This window comes from Bacillus sp. M13(2017) (genome assembly GCF_002218325.1).
Lineage (GTDB): Bacteria > Bacillota > Bacilli > Bacillales > Bacillaceae_G > Bacillus_A > Bacillus_A thuringiensis_K.
This window is the reverse complement of sequence record NZ_KZ268501.1, coordinates 256,926-276,149: the sequence shown is the minus strand read 5'-3', so window position 1 is coordinate 276,149 and position 19,224 is coordinate 256,926. Positions and strand designations below refer to the sequence as shown.

Sequence of the window (19,224 nt, the reverse complement as noted above, 5' to 3'; positions counted from 1 at the left end):
ACCTCTTTTAATTCTGCACACATAGACAACAAATATTTTTTTGATAAATAAAACTAAATATTCACTAATATATCTATCCGTGGTTTAATATATATAATAAAAAAATTTCTGTCTTTAATGAGGAGGTACTATGAAAGCAAACATAGGGGATACTATACTTTTTCAACGAAATAATTTAAAGATTACAGGATCTGTATTAAAACTTTATACTGAATCGGTCTTAGTTGAAATTACAAATGTAAGCGGTGGTACTTTTGAATTTGATCGAACAATTGTAAATCATAAAAACTATAAAGTTTTAAATACAAATACATAAAACAACACAAAATAGCCCCTGCTCAACAGCAGGGGCTATTTTATATAAAAATATTTCACTAGTTTATATACCCTAAAACATTAACAATCTTACTCGCTTTTAAATTGTTAATATGATAATAAATTTCTAAACCTCTTCTCTCTGCTCGTAACACTTTACCCTTCATTTTTGATAAATGTTGTGAAACAGTAGATTGCGGAATATTCAGTAACTCTGTTAATTGTGTTACATTACAAGTTTTTCTCGTACTTAATTCATTTACAATTTGCAGTCGGATTGGATGCGCCATAATTTTTAAAATATCTACATCTTCTTCTGAAACTAAAGTTTTTCTCATTTCACTCGTATATGTTGTCATAAGACATTCCCCTTTTATATGAATTCCATATTCATAAGATCTATTTCCAAATTTTTTAAAACCCTTGATTAAAACTTTTATATAGAAATAAAAGGATTTTAAATTTTTGAAAACAGAACTTACATTCACTTTATTTATTTATTTATTTGGTACATATACATAATACAATGTTAATATGTGCTCTATGTGAAGTTCACATAAATTTGTGATGAAGATTTATTTAGCCACTCGCATCCTACTCATCTAATTACTCACTGCATAAAATCATCAGTTATTTTAACACATTTTAGGCGTTTGTATATACTATTTATAAAGTAAAACTTTAATCAGCCCTCACCAATCGTGCTTTTACGGGCAACCTGCCCCCCTCATAATTTCTTTGCTTCCGCTGAATTTTGAGATGGGCGTCTTACTGCACGGCAAATAGCGAAATAAAGCAACTTTTATAAAGGGGAATTCATATGCCTACAGCGTTACAAGAAGAAGTCGAAGAAGCACCGGAAACATATGTCAGTCATATCATCTTAGTTGGAGGATCGACTTTATTTTTAGTAGGCGGGGCTATATCGGCAATTTCAGCTTTTCAAGCTTATAATCGTTTGGAGAATACGCCGCCTTCTTCCGATAATTCATAGATATATAAATAAAACGTCGTCTCCAATGAAGAGACGACGTTTTATTTTATTACATACGAGACTAAAAGTATCGGTAGATTCCCTACTCCATTCTCTAAGCTTACTTCACCAAAAACCTAGTCTGACTACATCCATCTTTCTGCTTCGTTACTTCTAATACAGCTGGCATTGCGTTTTTCAGCTCTTGTACGTGTGAAATGACACCGATAAATCGGCCTGATTTTTGTAGGTCAATTAAGGCATCTACTGCTTTCGTTAATGATTCTTCATCTAATGAACCGAACCCTTCATCGATGAACATCGTTTCGATGGAAATACCGCCTTCATATGCTTGAATTACATCTGCCATTCCTAGCGCTAAGCAAAGTGATGCGTTAAATTTCTCTCCGCCAGATAATGTTTTTACATCGCGCGTTTGGCCAGTGTATGCATCGTACACGGAAACCGCTATACAAAAGGCTTTGTGGAGGGCGTTTGATAAGGATTTTCACACAAAGTGTGACCGCTAGTGTGACCGCTAGCACAGTAAAATTTATATAATAAACTGTTACAAGACAAGAGTTTATATCTTCCTTTAATTTAGCATAGGGATTCCTGCGCTTTTTATTTTGGTCAACGAAGTTAGCCTACTGTCTCTATCTCTTACACTTCCAACATAAGATTTGAGAATTTTACGTAATAGATTACGATTAACCGTATCATAACATAATTAATTGACCTAATATGTACCGTTCGTTTTAACGAGAGTATTATCAGTGAAATTTAGCCTTATAACACATTTCTACCATCCTATTGCGTCAATATCTATCCTATTTTCCGATTGTACTTACGCATACGCTCTCGTGCTTGTCTCTTACGCACCCCGTCACGACAACCATCACAGTATTTAGCCCGACTGCCTTTAGCGATAAAATGATCGTTACATACCTCGCACACTTTACCATTTTGATCTTCGTTAAAATACAATGCGTATAATTCTTTATCAGCCGGTAACACATGTGTTTCGAAATATTCACAGCGTTTACTTTCAAATTTCACTTCTTTATCGCGGTAATGTATCGCGTGAAAAAATGGACATTTCGCCTTGTAAATACAATTACCTTCGTTCGGAGTATAACAGGCGCATGTATCTCGTATCAATCGTTTTACTTTAGTTTCTACTCTCACAATACCATTCCCTTTCGTTTATATACAAATAAAAAATGGCGTGCCCTTCCGCAATGGAAAAACACGCCTTCATAATTACTTAAAATATTTCTTCTAAATCTATCCCATTAAAAACTAGCAATCTACCGCCCTCCTTTAAATACCTCTCTACGTCTTTTAACTGCTTCTTGCTCGCCTGTAATATCGTCAACGAATCTCGCAAACTCTTGTTTACCAAGTTGAACGTTAATATACGCTGGTTGCTTATCTCTAGACGTATGGTTATCGTATTGACTCGGCTTATACATGCTTGGCGTTGGTTTAGCAGATTGATACGCACCTAACCCGCTTACTCCTCTCGGTATTGTTGCGCCTGTATCCACCGCTAACATTTCCGGCTTCATCCAATCAGACATCTGTTGCGTCGTACGTTGCACCGAACTTTTCATTCCGTCAACACCGTTAATCCAACCCTGCATCATGTTTACACCGATCATGTCGCGCATCCAACGTGAAGGAGAATGAATCGAAAATAGTCCTGTTAATTTATCTTTAATACCGTTACCAATCTCAGTTACCTTGTCCCAAATACGACTAGCCATCGAAGTTATACCATTTAACATACCTTCCATGATGTTCTTACCGATATCCAATAGGTTAATCCCTTTTAAGAACGAGATTATGTTATCCCATATGTTCGAGATTGTATTAGACATCGCATCTAAGATACTAGAGGTTGCGGAACTAGCTGCATTCCACCCCGCAGAAATGATATTTCCAACCGCTGAAATTACTGATGAAATCACATTACGTATTCCCTCGAATATAGATTTGACTACATTCCATACCGCATTTAATACGCTAGAGAAAATTGATTGGACTAAATTCAATCCGTTACGTACGATTACACCTATCAAAGAAATCGCTCCATCGATAATACTCTTTATTAACGACATTACATTTGACGTAATTCCCTTAACCGCATCCCATGCGCCACTCCAATCACCTTTCAATATAGACGTAAATAGTTTGATAATGTTCGTGATGATGCCGATAACAGATTTAATAATACCCATTACCGCTGGGAATACCGCCTGCACAATTTGTAAAATGAATTGAATCGCTGGAATTAATACACCTTTAATAATCTCGGCTGCACCTTGTAACAATGCTGAAATGATAGGAATTACAGCCTGAATAATTGCTTGAATTACTGGAAAGACTTCTTGCACCGCTTGTAGAATAAGCGGAACTACAGTCGTCGCAACTATCGTTATAATCTCACCGAACAACTTAATAATTTCTATGATTATAGGAATAGCCGTCTCAATAATCGATTGAATGATAGGAAATACCTCTTGAACAACCGTAAGTATGACCGGTATCATCTCTTGCGCTACAATTACAAGAATTTCACCGAATGTTTTTATAAGCATTACCCATACACCAACCGATGTTTGAATAACGTTTAATATCGCAGGAAACACTTCTTGTGCTACTTGTGAAAGCATCGGCATTACTTCAGCCGCTAATTCTGAAAACATTTGAGATAACTCCTGAACTACTTGCGTAATTGCAGGCATGATTTCAATCGTTGTATCAGCGAATAGTTTCATTAAATCCGTAACCATAGGCATGATTAATTGAATGTTTTCTCCGAATAACTTAAATAAGTCCATTGCTACCGGCATTACTTGTTTTACAACGTCTCCAAAAAGACTCATGATAGTCGTTCCTAATTCACCAAATGCCGCACCTAACTCTGCAAATGCTGGCTGTAGCGATGCGAAACTTTCCATGATGACTTGACCCGTCTTTTGAAACTCTGGTGCTAACGGCGCGAATGCGTCGATAAAACCTTGTGCTAATGAAGTAATTATCGGCATGATGACGGAAGCAACCGTGCTAAATACACTCTGAATCGATTCCCAAGCTGACATTAACGCTGCTTTTGCCTGATCATTCGTATTCACAAGTTTAAAAATCGTAGCACCTAATGAGGCAACAATAGCGATAACCCAACCGATAGGACCAGATACACCTAAAAACGATAATCCCAAACGTACGATTAGCGGTGTTAATGTAGCAATTGTATTTCCGATTGTTGAGAACGATGCTTTTATAAAATCTACAACCGGCGAAATCGCTGCTCCCATACCTGAAAACTTAGCGGTTAATCCTTCAATAGCTGAACCGAAAGCCCCACTTATACTCTGACCGATACCGCTTAACGTAGCGGTTACAGAACTAAAAAAGGCACCTATCGCAACGCCCATCGCTGTAAATTTAGCGGGGATAGTTGCAAGATACGCACCAAATGAGTCAAACACCGCTTTCATAGATTCCACGGCTGATATAGTTGTAGTTTTAATCGATTCCCAAGCGCTATTTACTGCGTTACGGAATGTTTCGTTGTGTTTGTATAGTTGGACGAGTGCCGTTCCTAGTAGAGAAAGAGCTGCGATTACAATACCAACTGGCCCTAAAAGCGCACTGATTATAGTACCTAGGATAGTTATTCCTTCAACTAGTACGCTGATAAGTGAACCTAACTTACCTATCACTAGAAATAACTTTCCGAATACAAATAAGGTGGCTCCTATAGCATTTATCATTATCCCAACTGCCGTAGCAACTACTAAAAATGTAGCTACAGATACCGCTGAAATAGCTACTACACTTTGCATAGTCCCTGATAAATTAGCGAACCAGTTAACCAAATTAGTAATTGAATTTGCAACGGCTTCAATAGCAGGTCCAAGAGCGTCTACAAATAGTTTAGAATTAGCGTCTATAGTAGACCCCATCATCTTAAGCGCGCCCGCCCAACCTTTTAACATGTCGTCCGCTGCTTGTTTCGATGCTCCATTAGAATTAACAAGAGATTGTGTTAATTTGTCGATTTTTTCTGGACCTGCAGATACAAGTGCCATCATACCCGATACAGCTTCTGTACCAAATATTGTTGCTAATGCTGCACCTTTTTGTGCTTTCGTCATACCTGCCATACCTTTTTGTAAATCACCTATGATTTGGCTTAAAGGACGCATATTTCCTTGCTGATCTGTTATGGTTACACCTAGGCGTTTCAATTCATTAGCTGCGGCTTTGGGCGGTTTGACAAGACGCAATAATGACGCCCTTAGTGCTGTACCAGCCGTTTCACCTTTAATACCACTATCCGACATGATACCAACAGAAGCCGCGAGTTCTTCCATCGAAATACCTAATTGCGCCGCTGGTCCTGCTGCGTATTTAAACGCGTACTGCATATCTAATACGCCGGCCGCTGTTGAATTAGCTGCTTGGGCAAGCACATCGGCGACGTGCCCGCTCTGTGATGCTTCCATACCGAAAGCGTTTAATGCGGACGTTATTGTATCGGCTACCATTCCCAGGTCTTCGCCTGAAGCGGCGGCGGCACTTAGTATTCCTGGCAATGCGTTCGTTGCTTGGGTAGCGTCAAAACCTTTCGCTCCAAGTTCAGAAAAAGCCGCTGCAACTTCGCTTGTCGAGTAAACAGACGTCTTCGCCATGTCTAAAATATCGGATTTTACTTTGGTGTAAGAACCCCCCGTTAGTACTGCTGCTCTCCTCGTTTGGCTTTCGAACTCTCTCGCATCATTTATCATTCTGCCTAGAAAAAATCCGGAAGCGGCGGCGGCTGGTGCAAAAGCATTTTGTGCTACCTGTCCTGCTTGTTGTACTCGGTGTCCCACTTCTTGAACTCGGCCACCCACATTCTGAAACGTAGATTGCCAAGCAGACATATTTGGTGGTGGAGGCGGAGTCATATTTCGCATTTGACTGTTCAATTGTTGTACGTGTTGCCCAGCGCTTTGGACTGCGGAATTCCAACCACTCATATTAGGCGTTGGTATATTTATTGGTTGATTCACTGCCTGATGGAAGTTACGTATTGCTTGTGTTGCTTGTTGCATACCCCGTTGTAGATTAGATATATCTGCTAAAAGTTGTACCTCAACGCGATTAACCCCCATACCTATCTACTCCCAAGTTTTTTATATGATTGGAAATTAGATTGCAGCCCCTGTGATTTTACAAACCTTCGTAATGCTTCTAATTCAGCAAGTTCTTCGCTTAGTGCTAGGTTTAGTTTTCCGAATTTTTCTGCTTCGTGGCCAAACAGTTGTAGTAACATGCCTATATAATATTTAGTTTCAGGTGCTTCCGCTGTTTTAGTTAATTTATCCACTAATTTCTGGATTTCTTTTAAACTTTGTTCTGTTGTAATCATATAATCTCTCCTCATTTTTTGTTTGTTCATTTGAATTTATAATAGAAAAAGACCGATCGCTATAGTAAACGATGGTCTCCCTATCTCCAGATGATTGATTTCCTACGTATACGTTACACGCCTCTCTATAAACTTCTATCTTCTCCATATTGTTTAACCTCGTTCCAACCTAATATCAGTCAAACGTAAATCAAACTCATTACATACTCCGGTAATTTCTTGCATTACTTCATGTATCGTATCCACAATCTCAAATCTGAATCGAGAGAAAGCATTATTACGAATGATTTCACCAGTAGCTTTATCAAAGACATGCCAATTTACTGCTAGTCCAGCTACAGGGTGACTTCGTAGGAAAATAATTGCTACTACCTCTTTCATTTAATCTCTCCTATCACACTGTTTTTACGGATTAATGCTTCGTTTGCTAAAAGTTGAATTTGGTTTCGTTTGTTACCCAATTGATGAATATATTTAATACGTATCTCAGCTTTAGTTAAGATTTCTTTCTGATAATATCGATTATGGATAAGATAAAGTAAATCAGAGTGAAATATAATTTGTGTAACACCTTCTGGAACTTCTTTTAACAATCGTTTTAATAACCACTTGATACACTTTCTCATAGAATTAACCTCAGTATCATCGATGTAAAGACTAGCTACCTTGTACGGAGTGTAGATACGATTCTTTTCACCATCGAAGTGTAACAAGTCAATCGCTACACCTGCGATGTATGCTCCGTTTTGAATACCTAAAGCTGTAAAATCCACAATTACGGTATTTGAAATTTTACCGATCACGTGTAAATCACCTTCTCCATCAATTTCAGTTCCTCGATTTTTTCTTCCGTTAAATTGAACGCCTTAATTAGCTTTACTTTCAACGAATCGCTCACTTTTCGATATCCTGTCTCAGCATTTGAAATAGTAGTAACCGCACCTATACCTAGTCGTTCTGCTAGTTGCTCCTGGGTCAGTTCTTCTGATAAACGTAATAAGCGAATCATTTTTCCATCGATCTTCAATTTTCTAATCACTCCTTTTAACAAAACCTATTAATAAATATGATAACTTCACCTAAAAATAAAAAAGAGACTATCAAAACGATAGACTTGAAAATTAAACATACGTATTAAATTAGAAGATAAAGAGAAAAACAATACTTAATAATTAAACCCTTGCGACTTCGTTTCGCTACGCTTCACTCGTCGCCACCCTCATAATTAATTTACCGATAATGTATATATCAGCGATAATAATGATAGATGCAACGACTTTGGAGCGAAGCGGAAAAGTCGATTGCCAGGTCTTATTATTTAGCGATAAGTTAGTGTAATAAAAAAACGACAGTTAAACGAATAACCGTCGTTGAAATACTGCTTAAGTATTAGCGCTAGATACTCAAGCCCACTGCCCCTTCACTATTAGTCCGTTTTCTAACGAATACAGAGGGGGTTACGCAAAAATTTTTTATTTTTTTACAAATTTCTTTTTGGCGGTAAATTCTTTTCTGCTTTAATCGGCAACATCTTTCCTTTAAACGTAAAATTCAAGTTTTCTTCTTTCTTACCTTCGATTAAATTAACTCTAAATATAGAAGTACCTCCGGAATCTCTCATCTCTTCCTTTCGAATCTCTCGTGATAACTCTAATAGTAATTTGCGTTTATGTTTTCCTTCTTTTCCATTCATAAACTGAAGCGGATAATTCCCCTTACTACGCTTACGATAAATTACATGCGTTCTTTTCGTACCACAAACAATATCTTGTGGATCGTTACTAAATTCCGATTTATTATGAATGAGTGCTTCCAGTGTTTCTAAGGTTGGTTCGAATAGTTTTTCGTACTTATAGATACTTATTATTTTGTGATAATCGTGGGTAGAGACCCCGAATCGCTCACGGTTGTAACATGCTCTTGCACGTCTATTACTTACTTCCCTTTCACAACTTGTTACTCTACCTTTCTTAACGATAGACATTCTTGAGCAATATGTTTTCTTACCCCCAGGCATAGCATCGTAAAAAACCTTCCCACAAATGATACATTCTTTAATCTTGTTCGGTTTAATATTCGAAGCAATATGTCGTATTTCTACCGCTCCGTATGTTTCCTGTAATACCGAATCGGGAATATTCGAAGATGCTAATTCAATTAGATATAGCCATTCCTTACGATGAAAACGACGTAGATTTTTTACGCCCTCTTGTAACTCATTGGCTCGATACTGGAAATCGTCGTCAAAATACGCCTGTAAAACGTTTATAATTTGATCTCCGAAAAACGTTAAAAATAGCTGATTCGCTTCCTGTTGCTTTAAAAACTTTGCATCTCTTTCCTCATTTCGTACAACAATTCCTTTTTCTTCTGCGGTAATAATTTCATACATACACATTTACCTCCGATTAAAATAATCGGGCATGTCGAATCGCCCTAGGCACCGACTTTTCAACTTGAAATGTGTATATACATGTTTTTTGTTACAAAATAAACACTACATATTACCTTTCGTTTCAAGGCATAGTACAAGATGCGTGCATAAACTCTCTCTTAACTAATATTCCCATCGACTTAGACAACTACCTATTTACGAAAAGACAATCATCTAATTGGCGCGGAATTCAATAGACTATAAAATAATTAATTTAAACCAAGGAGTGATATACATGTTCCGTCGTCCAACTTGCATGGAGTCTTGTCAATCAAAGGGTCATGATTATGATTATTGCCTTATATCATGTTACCCACCCATTTCAGTTCCTACCTACCCCTACTTAATACCCACCGCTTATCAAACACCTATAGTACCTTATGGCTTAAGTCAAGCAACACCTTACAGTTCAAACCTATATCCGTTTCATACCTATGGTGGTGGAATTAATGACGGTTGGGAATGTTATCGTCGATGTAGAAGAAACGGAGGAAGTGCTGCAAGCTGTTGCTATTACTGCGGAATCTGTTAACAGCTACACCTCCTAGTTATGGTGGATACCTTTTGGCACAAATTCTATAACGGACTTCAAATCGCTAAAAGCATCCGCCATAATCTCCTTATTACTAACCCGATAGCTCATTATTTCCTCGAAGCCCCTTGGACTTTCTACGACGAATTTCCAAAGTTCTTCAGTCAATAAATTTTACATATCGAACCTTTATATCAAAATTTCCGATTATGAATTTCTTTGATTTCTGCCGTAACCTTGCTCCTATTTGACTTGATTGATGTAGTAGCGAATACATCACTTCATCAATTGTTTGCTCTCCCTCTATATACTTGACGATCGCTTCCTTTAGTTGATGTTCCATCTTTTCACGCCTTGTTTCTTCTTGAATTTCTTCCCTTATTTGTTTAGCTGCGTTTCTATCCAATTTAGCCGCTCCTTTCAAAAGTAAAAAAATCCCCGCTTTTCCGTAAATTTTTTTGTGACGTTTACCCCTTACACTTTGTATGACGCGAGTGTTCCTCTCGGCGCGCACAAAAGAGCGATAAAATTTCCGACTATACTAATTAAGTCGCAGGACGTTTTCTTTTCGCACACTTTTCGATTAAATAAACGTAAAAAAAGAACACCGTTTGCCGCTCGGTGTTCTTTTTTGTTTCAGCCAAATTGATTTTATTCATTCTCTTCTAACTAAAGTTGTTCCTCTATCACCTGATAATCAACTCGAATTTTCTGATCACTTTCCTGAAACCATATCTCATAATATTTTACGAAAGGGGTGATTTCATTGAGTGGGATTACAGCCCAGTTCCCACCTGGCCGTGACATATAATCATCAGCGCTAATATCGTCGTCATCCCATAATTCACCACCTATGTACAAGTTTTGACCATCTCGCACATGGACAGTAACATCTTTATTAATTACATAGAGAGTACCTTCGGCAATGTTAACGCCGTCATCATCCCCTACTTGCCACATCCAAGTTGGCGCTGTGTCTGTATTCGCCATCAGCCATCCATAAACTTCCAAGTTAGCACCTGGATCATCACCTGTATTTTCACAAAAAATGCCGACTAACCTAACCTTAGCAAGTTTACCCATAATCATTTCCAACTCCTTTACAAGCTACTATTCAAACAATATTAATATGTGCCTATTTCATTTATATATGTATAATGTGTAAACTCATTTCTTTACGTACTTCCCATACCAAAAAAAGCACGTGTGTAGGCCGCACATGCTTTACTCGTTCTATATATATAAACTTGCCGTCGTCGCTTTCGTCTCACCTTGCCCGGGTCTGTTTTGGCTGGCTCCTAGTTGCCGCTAGGTAAACTCTGCCCTTCCATTACCGCTTCAATAAATTCAACGGCGCTCATTTCAGATATATTTTCGATTGCCGCTCCGCAATAAATCTCGAATGCTCTGTAACTATCTGAATCGTAAATCGTTAACTCTTTTTTACCGCGTTCTCTCAGTGGAATTTCTCGGAAGGTTAGATTTTCCCCATTAAACTCGTAATATACCAAATCTGATAATAAATACGCTTCATACTTCGATTCCTTTAATCCATCTACATCCTGATAATGAAATTTAATCGTGATTTTCTCCATTTCCTTTTCCCCCTTTAATTAATAGGCTGATGACGAAAATCGCACACAACTACGAGGTTGCCGTCTCATATCTCCATGCCATCTTAATGCACCACTTCAGTCGCCGCTCATACACATGCCTAAAGTGTACGAGCTCAACGATCCACCTTTTCGATTTTTATAAAATATAAGCAATTGCCATATCAATTAAAAACAACGTACCGCCTACGCCGAAGACTCCATAGAACCATAATCCGTCTGACTGAGTCTCTATCCCAAAATAATCACTCACTTTTTTTAACATTTTCAGCGCCTCCATTAATGTAAATCCTTTGTGAGCGTAGCGATTTTCAATAAGAATTCGATGGCGTTCATGTTACAAATCTCTTCTAAGTTAAGTCCGTAGTCATTGACTGAACCTTGCAAATCGAGTATCTCTTCATCTAGGACTATGTTGCCTGTTTGATCGTAGTGAAACTTGTTGATAGATACGCCAGCTTCATAAACACTAAGAATTAATGTATCACTGATTTTCAGCCCCTTTTCGGTGAATATAGCGGTGCTTCCGTCGTAATTTTCGATAGTTACCTTTACTGATACTTGTTTCATGTTTGATACGTTCATTTTACATTTCTCCCCCTCGTTTTTATTCGGTTTAACCGAATGATTTAATTACATTTTATATTCGGTTTAACCGAATGTCAACATTTAATTTACAGTTTAACCGAATACTTTTATAATTGTTAGTAACAAACAATAGGGGGCTTTTTATTAATGAGGAAAATCAAAATAAAGTTACAAAAGGTATTAACAGAAAAGAAAACAAGCCAAAACAAACTTGCAGATATATTAGAGGTAAGCCCATCAACAGTAAATGAACTGTGTAAGGGAGAAATTAAGAGAGTAAATATTGAGACACTCGCTAAAGTAGCTGATCATTTCAAAATAGATGATATTAGAGAATTATTTGAGATTGTAAAAGATGAGGAGAGCGTCAAATAAGACGTTCTTTTTATTTACTTTAAAATGGAAAATAATTAAAAAATATGTAAGATTAGCTCATTTATTTTTGATATACTAAAATCGTATACATATTTTATATTGAAAGGTGCGGACTATTATTATGGCGAAGATTGACAAATTGTTATCAGCTGCTAAAGAGCACTTAGAGCCAACTGAGCAAGTATTAGCAGTTATTTTAGGTGCTTATGAAACAAAAGTGATGAAAAGTGATTCAGTTCGAAATGGTATTTTCATAGCAACTGAAAAGCGTGTAGTGTTCTATGCAAAGAAAATGTTCGGTTATGATATGGAAGTATTTCCATATACAAACATAAGTTCAATCGAGGTAAGCAAAGGATTTATGGGACACTCCATCAATTTCTTTGCGTCTGGAAATAAAGTTAAAATGAAATGGATTAACGGCGGCGATATTGCCAAATTTATTGAAATAGTGAAAGAAAGTATTCAAAAGAAAGAAACAGGAGCACAAGTTGCTGCGAGCGCAGACAATCATGACGTCGCTGACCAAATCGCAAAACTTGCCTCGTTAAAAGATCAAGGGATACTTACAGAGGAAGAGTTTTCAGCAAAGAAAAAACAATTACTAGGTATATAATCAATAAGGACGCCTATTATGGGTGTCTTTTTTATGTAGAAATGTTGAGACGTCGCACCTTTTAGGTATCATTTTGACAACAGATTTTCTAAATAGGTATTAATTTGGTCCCGCGAAGAAACATGCGGCATACAATGAACCTCTTTGAAGCGTTAAATACAGGTAGGAAAATATATCCAAAAGTTGTTATAATTAAACTCGTAAGATACTTTAGGGAGGGTTCACTTTGAAAAAGATATTAGTCGTTGGAGCATTATGTTTATCATTAGCTTCTTTAACTGCGTGTAGTAGTGGTGGCGAAAAATCATCCGCTGAGCCGAAGCAAGAAGCAAAAAAAGAAAAGAAAGAAACGAAGGTAACGGTAAATTCTATCATTACTGAGTTTAAAAATACTGGGCTAGAAGCCGAAAATCCTACTGATCTACCACAAAAAGAGTTCGGTAATATGCGTAAAGAAGGGAAACGTATTGTAGTACCGGCACTTGGAGGAGATAAAGGCGGTAGATTATTCGAGATTACTAAAAAAGAAGACTTAGAGAAAGCGAAGAAGTATTACGATGAACTAGGAAACTCGGCTCCTATGCTATTCTCGCATACATACACAAAAGGTAACTTCCTGTTACAAATGAATGGCGATATGAAGGATGAGGAGTTCAATAAGTATAAAGCGGTAATGGATAAACTAGTAAAATAATAAGGGGGATTCCAATGGTAAATAGAAAATTATTTAAAGAAGGGCCTTTTGAATCAAACGCATGGATTACATGGGTTCCTCACAGCCATTATTACCACACACGGTGGGACTTGTACTCAAAAGGCTACATGGATGCAGCTGACTGTTTGGTAGATGACTCGATTGCAAATCGGCACGCACACAAAGGTGATCGATTAGTTTACCCTATTATTTTTTCATATCGCCAAGCTTTAGAACTAAAACTAAAACAAATAATATTACTTGATGAAAGTTTAAAAACCAATACTACAAAGGACGCGTTAGAAATAATGAATGATTTTGGGCATGAGGTAGATAAACTTTGGGATAAAGTAAAAATTATTATTAATAAGTTATTCAAAAAAGATATAGAGGAACATGGCGACCGTAAGATACAACAAATTGATAACTATATAAAAGAATTTACAGAAATCGATCCTTTGTCTTTTACTTTCCGTTATCCCCTTGCAAAGCCCAAACGTAAACAGGCAAAAGAAGGAAAATTACCGATAGAACAACTAGAAAACTTAGGCGATGATCGAGAACCAATTTGCCTATCAAATTTAAAAGAAAGTATGCACGACTTAATGAGCTTTTTAACAGGTGCAGCTGATACACTTGGTGATCAATTAGAAATCGAAAGAAAAAATTCGTTACCTATCCCTGCTCTTATAGAACCTGAAACTTGTGAATAAATAAGAACCGATTCTAATTACTGAAAAATAAAAAAATCGACCGCCCGTAATAGGCGGTCTTTTCTACGTCTACTAACGTATATTTACATAAGTCGGACTAGCCATTTCCTTTTGAATTGTGCACGCAGTATTGAGGCGAACCATTTACGTCGACCTCAATATAATACGTTTTAAGTTCATTTTTCCTAGAGAATTATCAGCGAAATTGAGTACGTACATGCGAAAGTATAAATACACAAGAAAGAGCTATTACGTAAAAACACAACGAGTATACTGGTGATTTCAAACTCCAAAGTAATTTTTTGATACGTCGATTTCGCAATCGTGTAGTGCGCTTACCTGCAAGTATAATTTTTGAAGCAGGAACTCGAGTTTGGTTTTGATGTAAACCATCAAATTAACGGTTATTATACACAACACTATTATTAGATAAGTAAAGTAAAAAAGAACATGTCGCAATCAACACATTCTTTTTTTTCAAAAATTTTGGCACTATACTTTTAAAATAGTGGAATTATTAAGTGATTTTTCTAAGCTACTTAGTCGAATAATAAACAAATCCGTTACCTTTAAGTTCATACCCACCGTACTTGGTATCATCTATTTCGATATAATATTTTCCTGGATCAACTGTACCTGTATAACTAGCAGTATATACAGCTTGTCCCACTTTTTTAAATGTGATTTTCTTATAACTAAATTCTGCACCGCCCCATTCTGGACTTAATCTAACACTTAAGGTAATTGGAAGTGTGGCGCCATCACTATCATCTAACACTAAGCCAAAATGAATATCATGGTACCCTTTCTTTACCTCAAATAATAAATCAGAATTATAAGGGTTTGAAGGATCAGTAAATCCATAAGATGACTTTGCGGTATTAAATTTAAAATTTTCACTGTTAGCTGCTTGAGAGACTGTGGAAAAACTCAAGGACAATACTAATATTGAACAAAATAAGACGAAGCGTTTTAATAATTTCATCTAAAATCCTCCTTTCCTGTATATTACATAAAATAACATATTTCACAAAATAAATTAATATTTTTAAAAATTTCTCAATATTTTTTGATACATAGATTTTAGAACCGCCCGGTGGGTGTATTTACCACAAATACTAGTAACCTCTCTTTACATCGCGTAAAATCAAAGCGTTTTGTGAATATCCGGATTTCAGACTTAGAAGAAGTGGCATTTTTCCTGGCACCTCCCTCCCCGCCTTTTCGAATTTAGACCCACGTGTTTCAAAGTTGTAAGAAATCATCTGACACTCGGCGTTCCTGGATTTCGTAACCATCGCCCCCGCCCTTTTAAAACTAAACGAAAAAAGAGCCTTATAATAACGACTCATAGTTTAAACACCTTCAGCTTATCCTCGATTTGTTCTTCAGTAATCCCAATGTATCTTAACGTTATCGACGGATGACTATGATTTAAGATTTTTTGCAACTCCGCTACATCTTTATGTTGTTTATAATACCAATATCCGAATGATTTTCTTAATGTATGGTTGCCTACGCTCTCTACTCCTGCAAAGTCTGCAGCTTTGTTTAGCTGACGATATGCTTGCGTTGGTGAGATTGCTTTATCTCCTTTACGTGATGGAAACAACCACTCACTATCCAATGTAGATATGTAATCTTGTACCTCATCGTATACTGAGTCAAGATAGATAATACGTTTCTTTTGTGTCTTTCCTTCCTTAATGATTGCCTTACGTTTCCCCTTTACATCCGATACTTTTAGCTTTAGTAGATCACCAACACGTAATCCTGTATTGATACCGATTAAGAATAGTATGTAATCTCTTTCGCTGCAATGTCTGCGTAATGCCCACTTCATGTTATCAATCTGTTCTAAATCTCGAATCGGTCGTACGTCCTTCAATTGATTCATACGAAATACCCCTTTCACCAAGACAATAATATCAACGTTTTGAATGTACGATTTTTTTAGATAAGTCTATTTTATCGTTTATATCTCGCAACGTCAACGAAATAAACAAAATGAATGTACGATTTTAAGTATAATCATACATTCGAAATAGGGGGCGAAGTTTTAGAAGGACGTCTTTGGCGGAGGGGTGAGGTTGGTGATATCGGAAGTATTAAGAGAGGCACTAAACGAGTTTTCTCTATTATATTGGCGAAAAATGACCCACTTCCGAAAATTCCAAACCGGTATATGTAAAACAGCGAAGACTGATAAAATGTAAACCGATGTAAACTACCGGATTCAGTTGCTTCTATATATATAGCGGAAAAATAGGACGCTTTACACTTACCTTAAAAATTATTGGAGGGTTACTTGTATCGAGTGTTAGGCTGACGAAATGCACAATAAAGCACAACGAATCACATCGATCAAATAGTAGAATTTCCGAATAAAAGCCTTTACTCACGTATATTTAAGCAAAATCAATTAACGGTTGCATTGTGACTTGTTACTATCGAAAATTTCTGGAGGCGTGTCCATTTGACCCCTTCGCCTGATAAAAGCCACAAATTACTATACCGTACTATATTCGATATATACCGTTTCTTCCTTATATGGCGTGAATTATCGGCGTTATAGTTCCTATTGAAATTTCATTAAGAGACGTACGTCTGTAAGGAACGAAAAGCTGACGAAATGGGAAACGTTGAGAAGTTGTTACGGTGGTTGCTTCTATATATACGTAGTGAAATCGACATTTCCCATCGTTAGATATTATAGTAGTTGCGATGCACGGTTTCCGTGCGTGGGAGAAATTTTCGAAGTGTGGACGTGCGTCGGGAGCGTTCGGCTGGTGAAACGGAAATTATGTACGATGGGGTAAAACAGTGGGAATGGTGTCCGATGTTAAGTTATGTTAGGTATACGAACACTCATCCGACTCGACGTCGAGTCATGTGTATATCCTGACGTTTATCTGTCCGAATAAAGACATATCGTACTGTTTTGATGGTAGCAAAATGTAACGAACGTTTCACCGACACACGTCACGTGACGGAATTTAGGTCGGTAGTTAAGTTCACGATGCTCCTGACCTCTTCCCTCTATCGATTGACTTGTCATTAACCTTATTGGTTTTCTTCAAATAATGTACGAACAAACTTCCCTAACTCTACATCGGAAATCCCCTGAGAAATTGCCTGCTCTATTGCTATACTTCTAACCCTTTCAACAGGCGTTGGTTTAGCAATTTCTTTCTTCTTCTCAGCCCACTCTTGATATTGACGGTTTTCTTCTTTCACTAACGCCATCGCTTCCGCTACTGTACTAATTTTTTTTCGTGCCCAATGTCCAGCTAATTTTTCAACGTATGATTTTGGTAACTTCATATCATTACGAAGCATAACGTAATAAATAAGTACATTCACAACTCCTGGTGGCAATTTTTGGTTGATCATAACATCTTCAACGATTCGCAAGTCCGCTTTCGTCGCCTCTGCCCCGCCAGAAATCTCTTTCAGTAGTTGTTTTGGCGAGATTTCCTCTAACTGTTTCATTAACATTAATATTTCTTCTTGTGAATCCATAGGTCCCTCCCATTACAAATTTGTTATGTGAAATTTTCATATACTATTTTATATTTTAACGTTTTTTATCTTATCTTTTCTTATCGATCATAATCAACTAGCCCTTACGTTTTCCCCTCGCTTAGTTAGTGATAGTTACTACCATCCTTCACCTATCGTAGCCAGTGGCAATTAATGTACTTTTCTCTTTTATTATAACGTGGTATTCAGAATACTTTCTTCAATCTCTTCCTGTTCAATCTCATTTTGGACTCTGTCAAATTCAAGCCCTGCATTATCTGCATACTTTCGAAAAACCTTTGCTCTTATCAATTTATCTATGTTTGAGTTTAGTAACAATAATGAAGTTGCAATTTGCGCTAAGGAGATAATAGTTAATTGGCCTGGTATTGATAAACCATAGTTACTAGGCCCAAAAACATAACCATACTTATGCACCCTTTCGTCTAGAATATTTCCTAAGCTATTGTATAATCCAGTAGGACTTGCGTGTATATGATAGTTTGCTTGTTTATAATAAATAGATAGGCGATTTATTCCTGCATTTTTCTCTAAATCACTGAAATAAATTTTATTTTTAGAAGGAAATAAAGCTTTTGCCCATGAATAAGGTTTTCTAAAATCGTTACCGTATTTCTTTAAAACCACTTTATAATTCTTTTCTATATTATTTGCTTCTATTTGATCTAGTTTAAACTTGTCATCTTTTTTTCTATATTTAGTCAACTCTTGGTAGTCTTCAACAAATGAATAATCTATGAATTTACATATTAAATCGTCTGTGAATTCTTTATCGCTATACCTTGAAGTTAAATTTCGAAAATATACATTGCATTCATGGAGGCTTCTCCATCTAGACATTGCTCCATCTGAAAATCCCGATTTAAGCAAAGTATATATTTCCTTGCTTATAACGATAGCTTTAGCAAAGAGTTTCATTAATACATCAAAAGTAACAGAAATTGAATATTTATTATTTTCCATTTCAACACGCTCTTCCATATACTCATCAATAATATCCATAGCTGTTTCTTCAGAAATCTTTATAACAGAGGCTAAATCGTAAAAAGCGTTTAGCCATCTCAGTTGGAGTCGTGACTCAAACTCTTGATGTATTAACCTCTCTTCCTCTACCATTTTTGGCGTTGTTTGCTTAAGAGTAGAGTAGATAGGACTTGCATACTCATCAAGGCTTTCCTTTGAATATACTCCTTTTATAGCGGATAATAATTTATCTTCGTCAATTTCTTCTCCGTTTTTTAATTTTTCTTCAACAACTTTTTTGACTATGGTACCAAGTTCTTTTTCAAACTTATTTAAGCTCAATATAATCCCCCCATGCTTTATAGTTGTAGTTGTTCTTTTATTATAGAATATATTTCCATAATAATCGCGTCAATATTTTAAAAAATTCAATAGATAAT

23 protein-coding genes and 2 pseudogenes are annotated in these 19,224 nt (G+C 36.6%); 6 read left to right on the top strand and 19 right to left on the bottom strand.

The annotated features are described in order from the left end of the window. Positions 1-130 precede the first annotated feature (130 nt). Positions 131-316, top strand: coding sequence for a YkvS family protein (locus CGQ22_RS07720; RefSeq protein WP_000646581.1), 186 nt, complete (start codon positions 131-133; stop codon positions 314-316). Between the two features lie 58 nt (positions 317-374). Here the strand turns inward: CGQ22_RS07720 and CGQ22_RS07715 are convergent, their stop codons facing one another. Beyond that, a complete protein-coding gene (locus CGQ22_RS07715; RefSeq protein WP_000214801.1) occupies positions 375-674 on the bottom strand; it encodes an ArsR/SmtB family transcription factor in 300 nt (99 codons plus the stop codon). A 461-nt stretch (positions 675-1,135) separates the two neighbouring features. Here CGQ22_RS07715 and CGQ22_RS31885 point away from each other — a divergent pair, with 461 nt between their 5' ends. Then, positions 1,136-1,309 (top strand): hypothetical protein, encoded by a 174-nt coding sequence (locus CGQ22_RS31885; RefSeq protein ID WP_001141665.1) that lies wholly within the window; start codon positions 1,136-1,138, stop codon positions 1,307-1,309. A gap of 100 nt (positions 1,310-1,409) precedes the next feature. On the opposite strand, the pseudogene CGQ22_RS07705 reads toward CGQ22_RS31885, so the two are convergent. From CGQ22_RS07705 to CGQ22_RS07650, 14 genes and pseudogenes are all read right to left on the bottom strand, one after another. Then, positions 1,410-1,760 (bottom strand): annotated as a pseudogene (locus tag CGQ22_RS07705) (SbcC/MukB-like Walker B domain-containing protein); the annotation flags it as partial. Positions 1,761-2,113: 353 nt separating this feature from the next. Next, positions 2,114-2,476, bottom strand: coding sequence for a cysteine-rich VLP protein (locus CGQ22_RS07700; RefSeq protein ID WP_217622147.1), 363 nt, complete (start codon positions 2,474-2,476; stop codon positions 2,114-2,116). Positions 2,477-2,598: 122 nt separating this feature from the next. Continuing rightward, positions 2,599-6,456: a phage tail tape measure protein gene (locus tag CGQ22_RS07695; RefSeq protein ID WP_431521026.1), complete on the bottom strand. Its 3,858-nt coding sequence runs from the start codon at positions 6,454-6,456 to the stop codon at positions 2,599-2,601. 2 nt (positions 6,457-6,458) lie between these two features. Further along, on the bottom strand, positions 6,459-6,713 hold the full coding sequence (locus tag CGQ22_RS07690; protein WP_089148488.1) for a hypothetical protein: 255 nt from the start codon (positions 6,711-6,713) through the stop codon (positions 6,459-6,461). Then, positions 6,664-6,861, bottom strand: coding sequence for a hypothetical protein (locus CGQ22_RS31330; protein WP_139032743.1), 198 nt, complete (start codon positions 6,859-6,861; stop codon positions 6,664-6,666). Before CGQ22_RS31330 ends, CGQ22_RS07690 begins: the two co-directional genes overlap by 50 nt. 5 nt (positions 6,862-6,866) lie before the next feature. Then, positions 6,867-7,094, bottom strand: a complete 228-nt coding sequence (locus CGQ22_RS07685) for a hypothetical protein (protein ID WP_089148487.1) — start codon at positions 7,092-7,094, stop codon at positions 6,867-6,869. Next, on the bottom strand, positions 7,091-7,516 hold the full coding sequence (locus CGQ22_RS07680) for a hypothetical protein (protein ID WP_089148486.1): 426 nt from the start codon (positions 7,514-7,516) through the stop codon (positions 7,091-7,093). Before CGQ22_RS07680 ends, CGQ22_RS07685 begins: the two co-directional genes overlap by 4 nt. Beyond that, complete coding sequence (locus CGQ22_RS07675) at positions 7,513-7,740, bottom strand: helix-turn-helix transcriptional regulator (protein WP_089148485.1); 228 nt, start codon at positions 7,738-7,740, stop codon at positions 7,513-7,515. Before CGQ22_RS07675 ends, CGQ22_RS07680 begins: the two co-directional genes overlap by 4 nt. 453 nt (positions 7,741-8,193) lie before the next feature. Further along, on the bottom strand, positions 8,194-9,105 hold the full coding sequence (locus tag CGQ22_RS07670) for a hypothetical protein (RefSeq protein ID WP_089148484.1): 912 nt from the start codon (positions 9,103-9,105) through the stop codon (positions 8,194-8,196). 734 nt (positions 9,106-9,839) lie between these two features. After that, the gene (locus CGQ22_RS07665; protein WP_089148483.1) at positions 9,840-10,085 is read right to left on the bottom strand and encodes a hypothetical protein; all 246 of its coding nucleotides are present in this window, start codon (positions 10,083-10,085) and stop codon (positions 9,840-9,842) included. Between the two features lie 263 nt (positions 10,086-10,348). Next, positions 10,349-10,768, bottom strand: coding sequence for a hypothetical protein (locus tag CGQ22_RS07660; protein ID WP_089148482.1), 420 nt, complete (start codon positions 10,766-10,768; stop codon positions 10,349-10,351). Between the two features lie 209 nt (positions 10,769-10,977). Further along, on the bottom strand, positions 10,978-11,274 hold the full coding sequence (locus tag CGQ22_RS07655; protein ID WP_089148481.1) for a hypothetical protein: 297 nt from the start codon (positions 11,272-11,274) through the stop codon (positions 10,978-10,980). A gap of 157 nt (positions 11,275-11,431) precedes the next feature. Continuing rightward, the gene (locus CGQ22_RS31325; RefSeq protein WP_139032823.1) at positions 11,432-11,557 is read right to left on the bottom strand and encodes a DUF3961 domain-containing protein; all 126 of its coding nucleotides are present in this window, start codon (positions 11,555-11,557) and stop codon (positions 11,432-11,434) included. 14 nt (positions 11,558-11,571) lie between these two features. Next, positions 11,572-11,877, bottom strand: coding sequence for a hypothetical protein (locus CGQ22_RS07650; RefSeq protein ID WP_089148480.1), 306 nt, complete (start codon positions 11,875-11,877; stop codon positions 11,572-11,574). A gap of 150 nt (positions 11,878-12,027) precedes the next feature. On the opposite strand from CGQ22_RS07650, the gene CGQ22_RS07645 reads away from it, so the two are divergent. The 4 genes from CGQ22_RS07645 (at position 12,028) to CGQ22_RS07630 (ending at position 14,278) form a co-directional block, all read left to right on the top strand. Then, positions 12,028-12,255, top strand: coding sequence for a helix-turn-helix domain-containing protein (locus tag CGQ22_RS07645; protein WP_089148479.1), 228 nt, complete (start codon positions 12,028-12,030; stop codon positions 12,253-12,255). Between the two features lie 121 nt (positions 12,256-12,376). Next, a complete protein-coding gene (locus tag CGQ22_RS07640; protein ID WP_089148478.1) occupies positions 12,377-12,871 on the top strand; it encodes a PH domain-containing protein in 495 nt (164 codons plus the stop codon). A 226-nt stretch (positions 12,872-13,097) separates the two neighbouring features. Then, entirely contained in the window at positions 13,098-13,565 is a 468-nt protein-coding gene (locus CGQ22_RS07635; protein ID WP_089148477.1) for a stress protein, read from the top strand. Between the two features lie 14 nt (positions 13,566-13,579). Further along, a complete protein-coding gene (locus CGQ22_RS07630) occupies positions 13,580-14,278 on the top strand; it encodes a hypothetical protein (protein WP_089148476.1) in 699 nt (232 codons plus the stop codon). Positions 14,279-14,813: 535 nt separating this feature from the next. Here CGQ22_RS07630 and CGQ22_RS07625 read toward each other — a convergent pair. The 4 genes and pseudogenes from CGQ22_RS07625 to CGQ22_RS07605 all read right to left on the bottom strand — a co-directional run bounded on the left by CGQ22_RS07625 (position 14,814) and on the right by CGQ22_RS07605 (position 19,126). Continuing rightward, a complete protein-coding gene (locus CGQ22_RS07625; protein ID WP_089148475.1) occupies positions 14,814-15,263 on the bottom strand; it encodes a hypothetical protein in 450 nt (149 codons plus the stop codon). Positions 15,264-15,626: 363 nt separating this feature from the next. Next, positions 15,627-16,175: a tyrosine-type recombinase/integrase gene (locus CGQ22_RS07615; protein ID WP_089148473.1), complete on the bottom strand. Its 549-nt coding sequence runs from the start codon at positions 16,173-16,175 to the stop codon at positions 15,627-15,629. A 1,289-nt stretch (positions 16,176-17,464) separates the two neighbouring features. After that, positions 17,465-17,794, bottom strand: a pseudogene (locus CGQ22_RS07610) (DnaD domain protein); the annotation flags it as partial. A 198-nt stretch (positions 17,795-17,992) separates the two neighbouring features. Then, positions 17,993-19,126, bottom strand: a complete 1,134-nt coding sequence (locus CGQ22_RS07605) for a DUF5677 domain-containing protein (protein ID WP_254704096.1) — start codon at positions 19,124-19,126, stop codon at positions 17,993-17,995. Positions 19,127-19,224 lie beyond the last annotated feature (98 nt).

Coding starts and splice junctions, on each gene's coding strand:
- CGQ22_RS07720 (WP_000646581.1), top strand. CDS start 131: ATGAAAGCAAACATAGGGGATACTATACTTTTTCAACGAAATAATTTA.
- CGQ22_RS07715 (WP_000214801.1), bottom strand. CDS start 674: ATGACAACATATACGAGTGAAATGAGAAAAACTTTAGTTTCAGAAGAA.
- CGQ22_RS31885 (WP_001141665.1), top strand. CDS start 1,136: ATGCCTACAGCGTTACAAGAAGAAGTCGAAGAAGCACCGGAAACATAT.
- CGQ22_RS07695 (WP_431521026.1), bottom strand. CDS start 6,456: ATGGGGGTTAATCGCGTTGAGGTACAACTTTTAGCAGATATATCTAAT.
- CGQ22_RS07690 (WP_089148488.1), bottom strand. CDS start 6,713: ATGATTACAACAGAACAAAGTTTAAAAGAAATCCAGAAATTAGTGGAT.
- CGQ22_RS31330 (WP_139032743.1), bottom strand. CDS start 6,861: ATGGAGAAGATAGAAGTTTATAGAGAGGCGTGTAACGTATACGTAGGA.
- CGQ22_RS07685 (WP_089148487.1), bottom strand. CDS start 7,094: ATGAAAGAGGTAGTAGCAATTATTTTCCTACGAAGTCACCCTGTAGCT.
- CGQ22_RS07670 (WP_089148484.1), bottom strand. CDS start 9,105: ATGTATGAAATTATTACCGCAGAAGAAAAAGGAATTGTTGTACGAAAT.
- CGQ22_RS07660 (WP_089148482.1), bottom strand. CDS start 10,768: ATGATTATGGGTAAACTTGCTAAGGTTAGGTTAGTCGGCATTTTTTGT.
- CGQ22_RS07655 (WP_089148481.1), bottom strand. CDS start 11,274: ATGGAGAAAATCACGATTAAATTTCATTATCAGGATGTAGATGGATTA.
- CGQ22_RS31325 (WP_139032823.1), bottom strand. CDS start 11,557: ATGTTAAAAAAAGTGAGTGATTATTTTGGGATAGAGACTCAGTCAGAC.
- CGQ22_RS07650 (WP_089148480.1), bottom strand. CDS start 11,877: ATGAACGTATCAAACATGAAACAAGTATCAGTAAAGGTAACTATCGAA.
- CGQ22_RS07645 (WP_089148479.1), top strand. CDS start 12,028: ATGAGGAAAATCAAAATAAAGTTACAAAAGGTATTAACAGAAAAGAAA.
- CGQ22_RS07640 (WP_089148478.1), top strand. CDS start 12,377: ATGGCGAAGATTGACAAATTGTTATCAGCTGCTAAAGAGCACTTAGAG.
- CGQ22_RS07630 (WP_089148476.1), top strand. CDS start 13,580: ATGGTAAATAGAAAATTATTTAAAGAAGGGCCTTTTGAATCAAACGCA.
- CGQ22_RS07625 (WP_089148475.1), bottom strand. CDS start 15,263: ATGAAATTATTAAAACGCTTCGTCTTATTTTGTTCAATATTAGTATTG.
- CGQ22_RS07615 (WP_089148473.1), bottom strand. CDS start 16,175: ATGAATCAATTGAAGGACGTACGACCGATTCGAGATTTAGAACAGATT.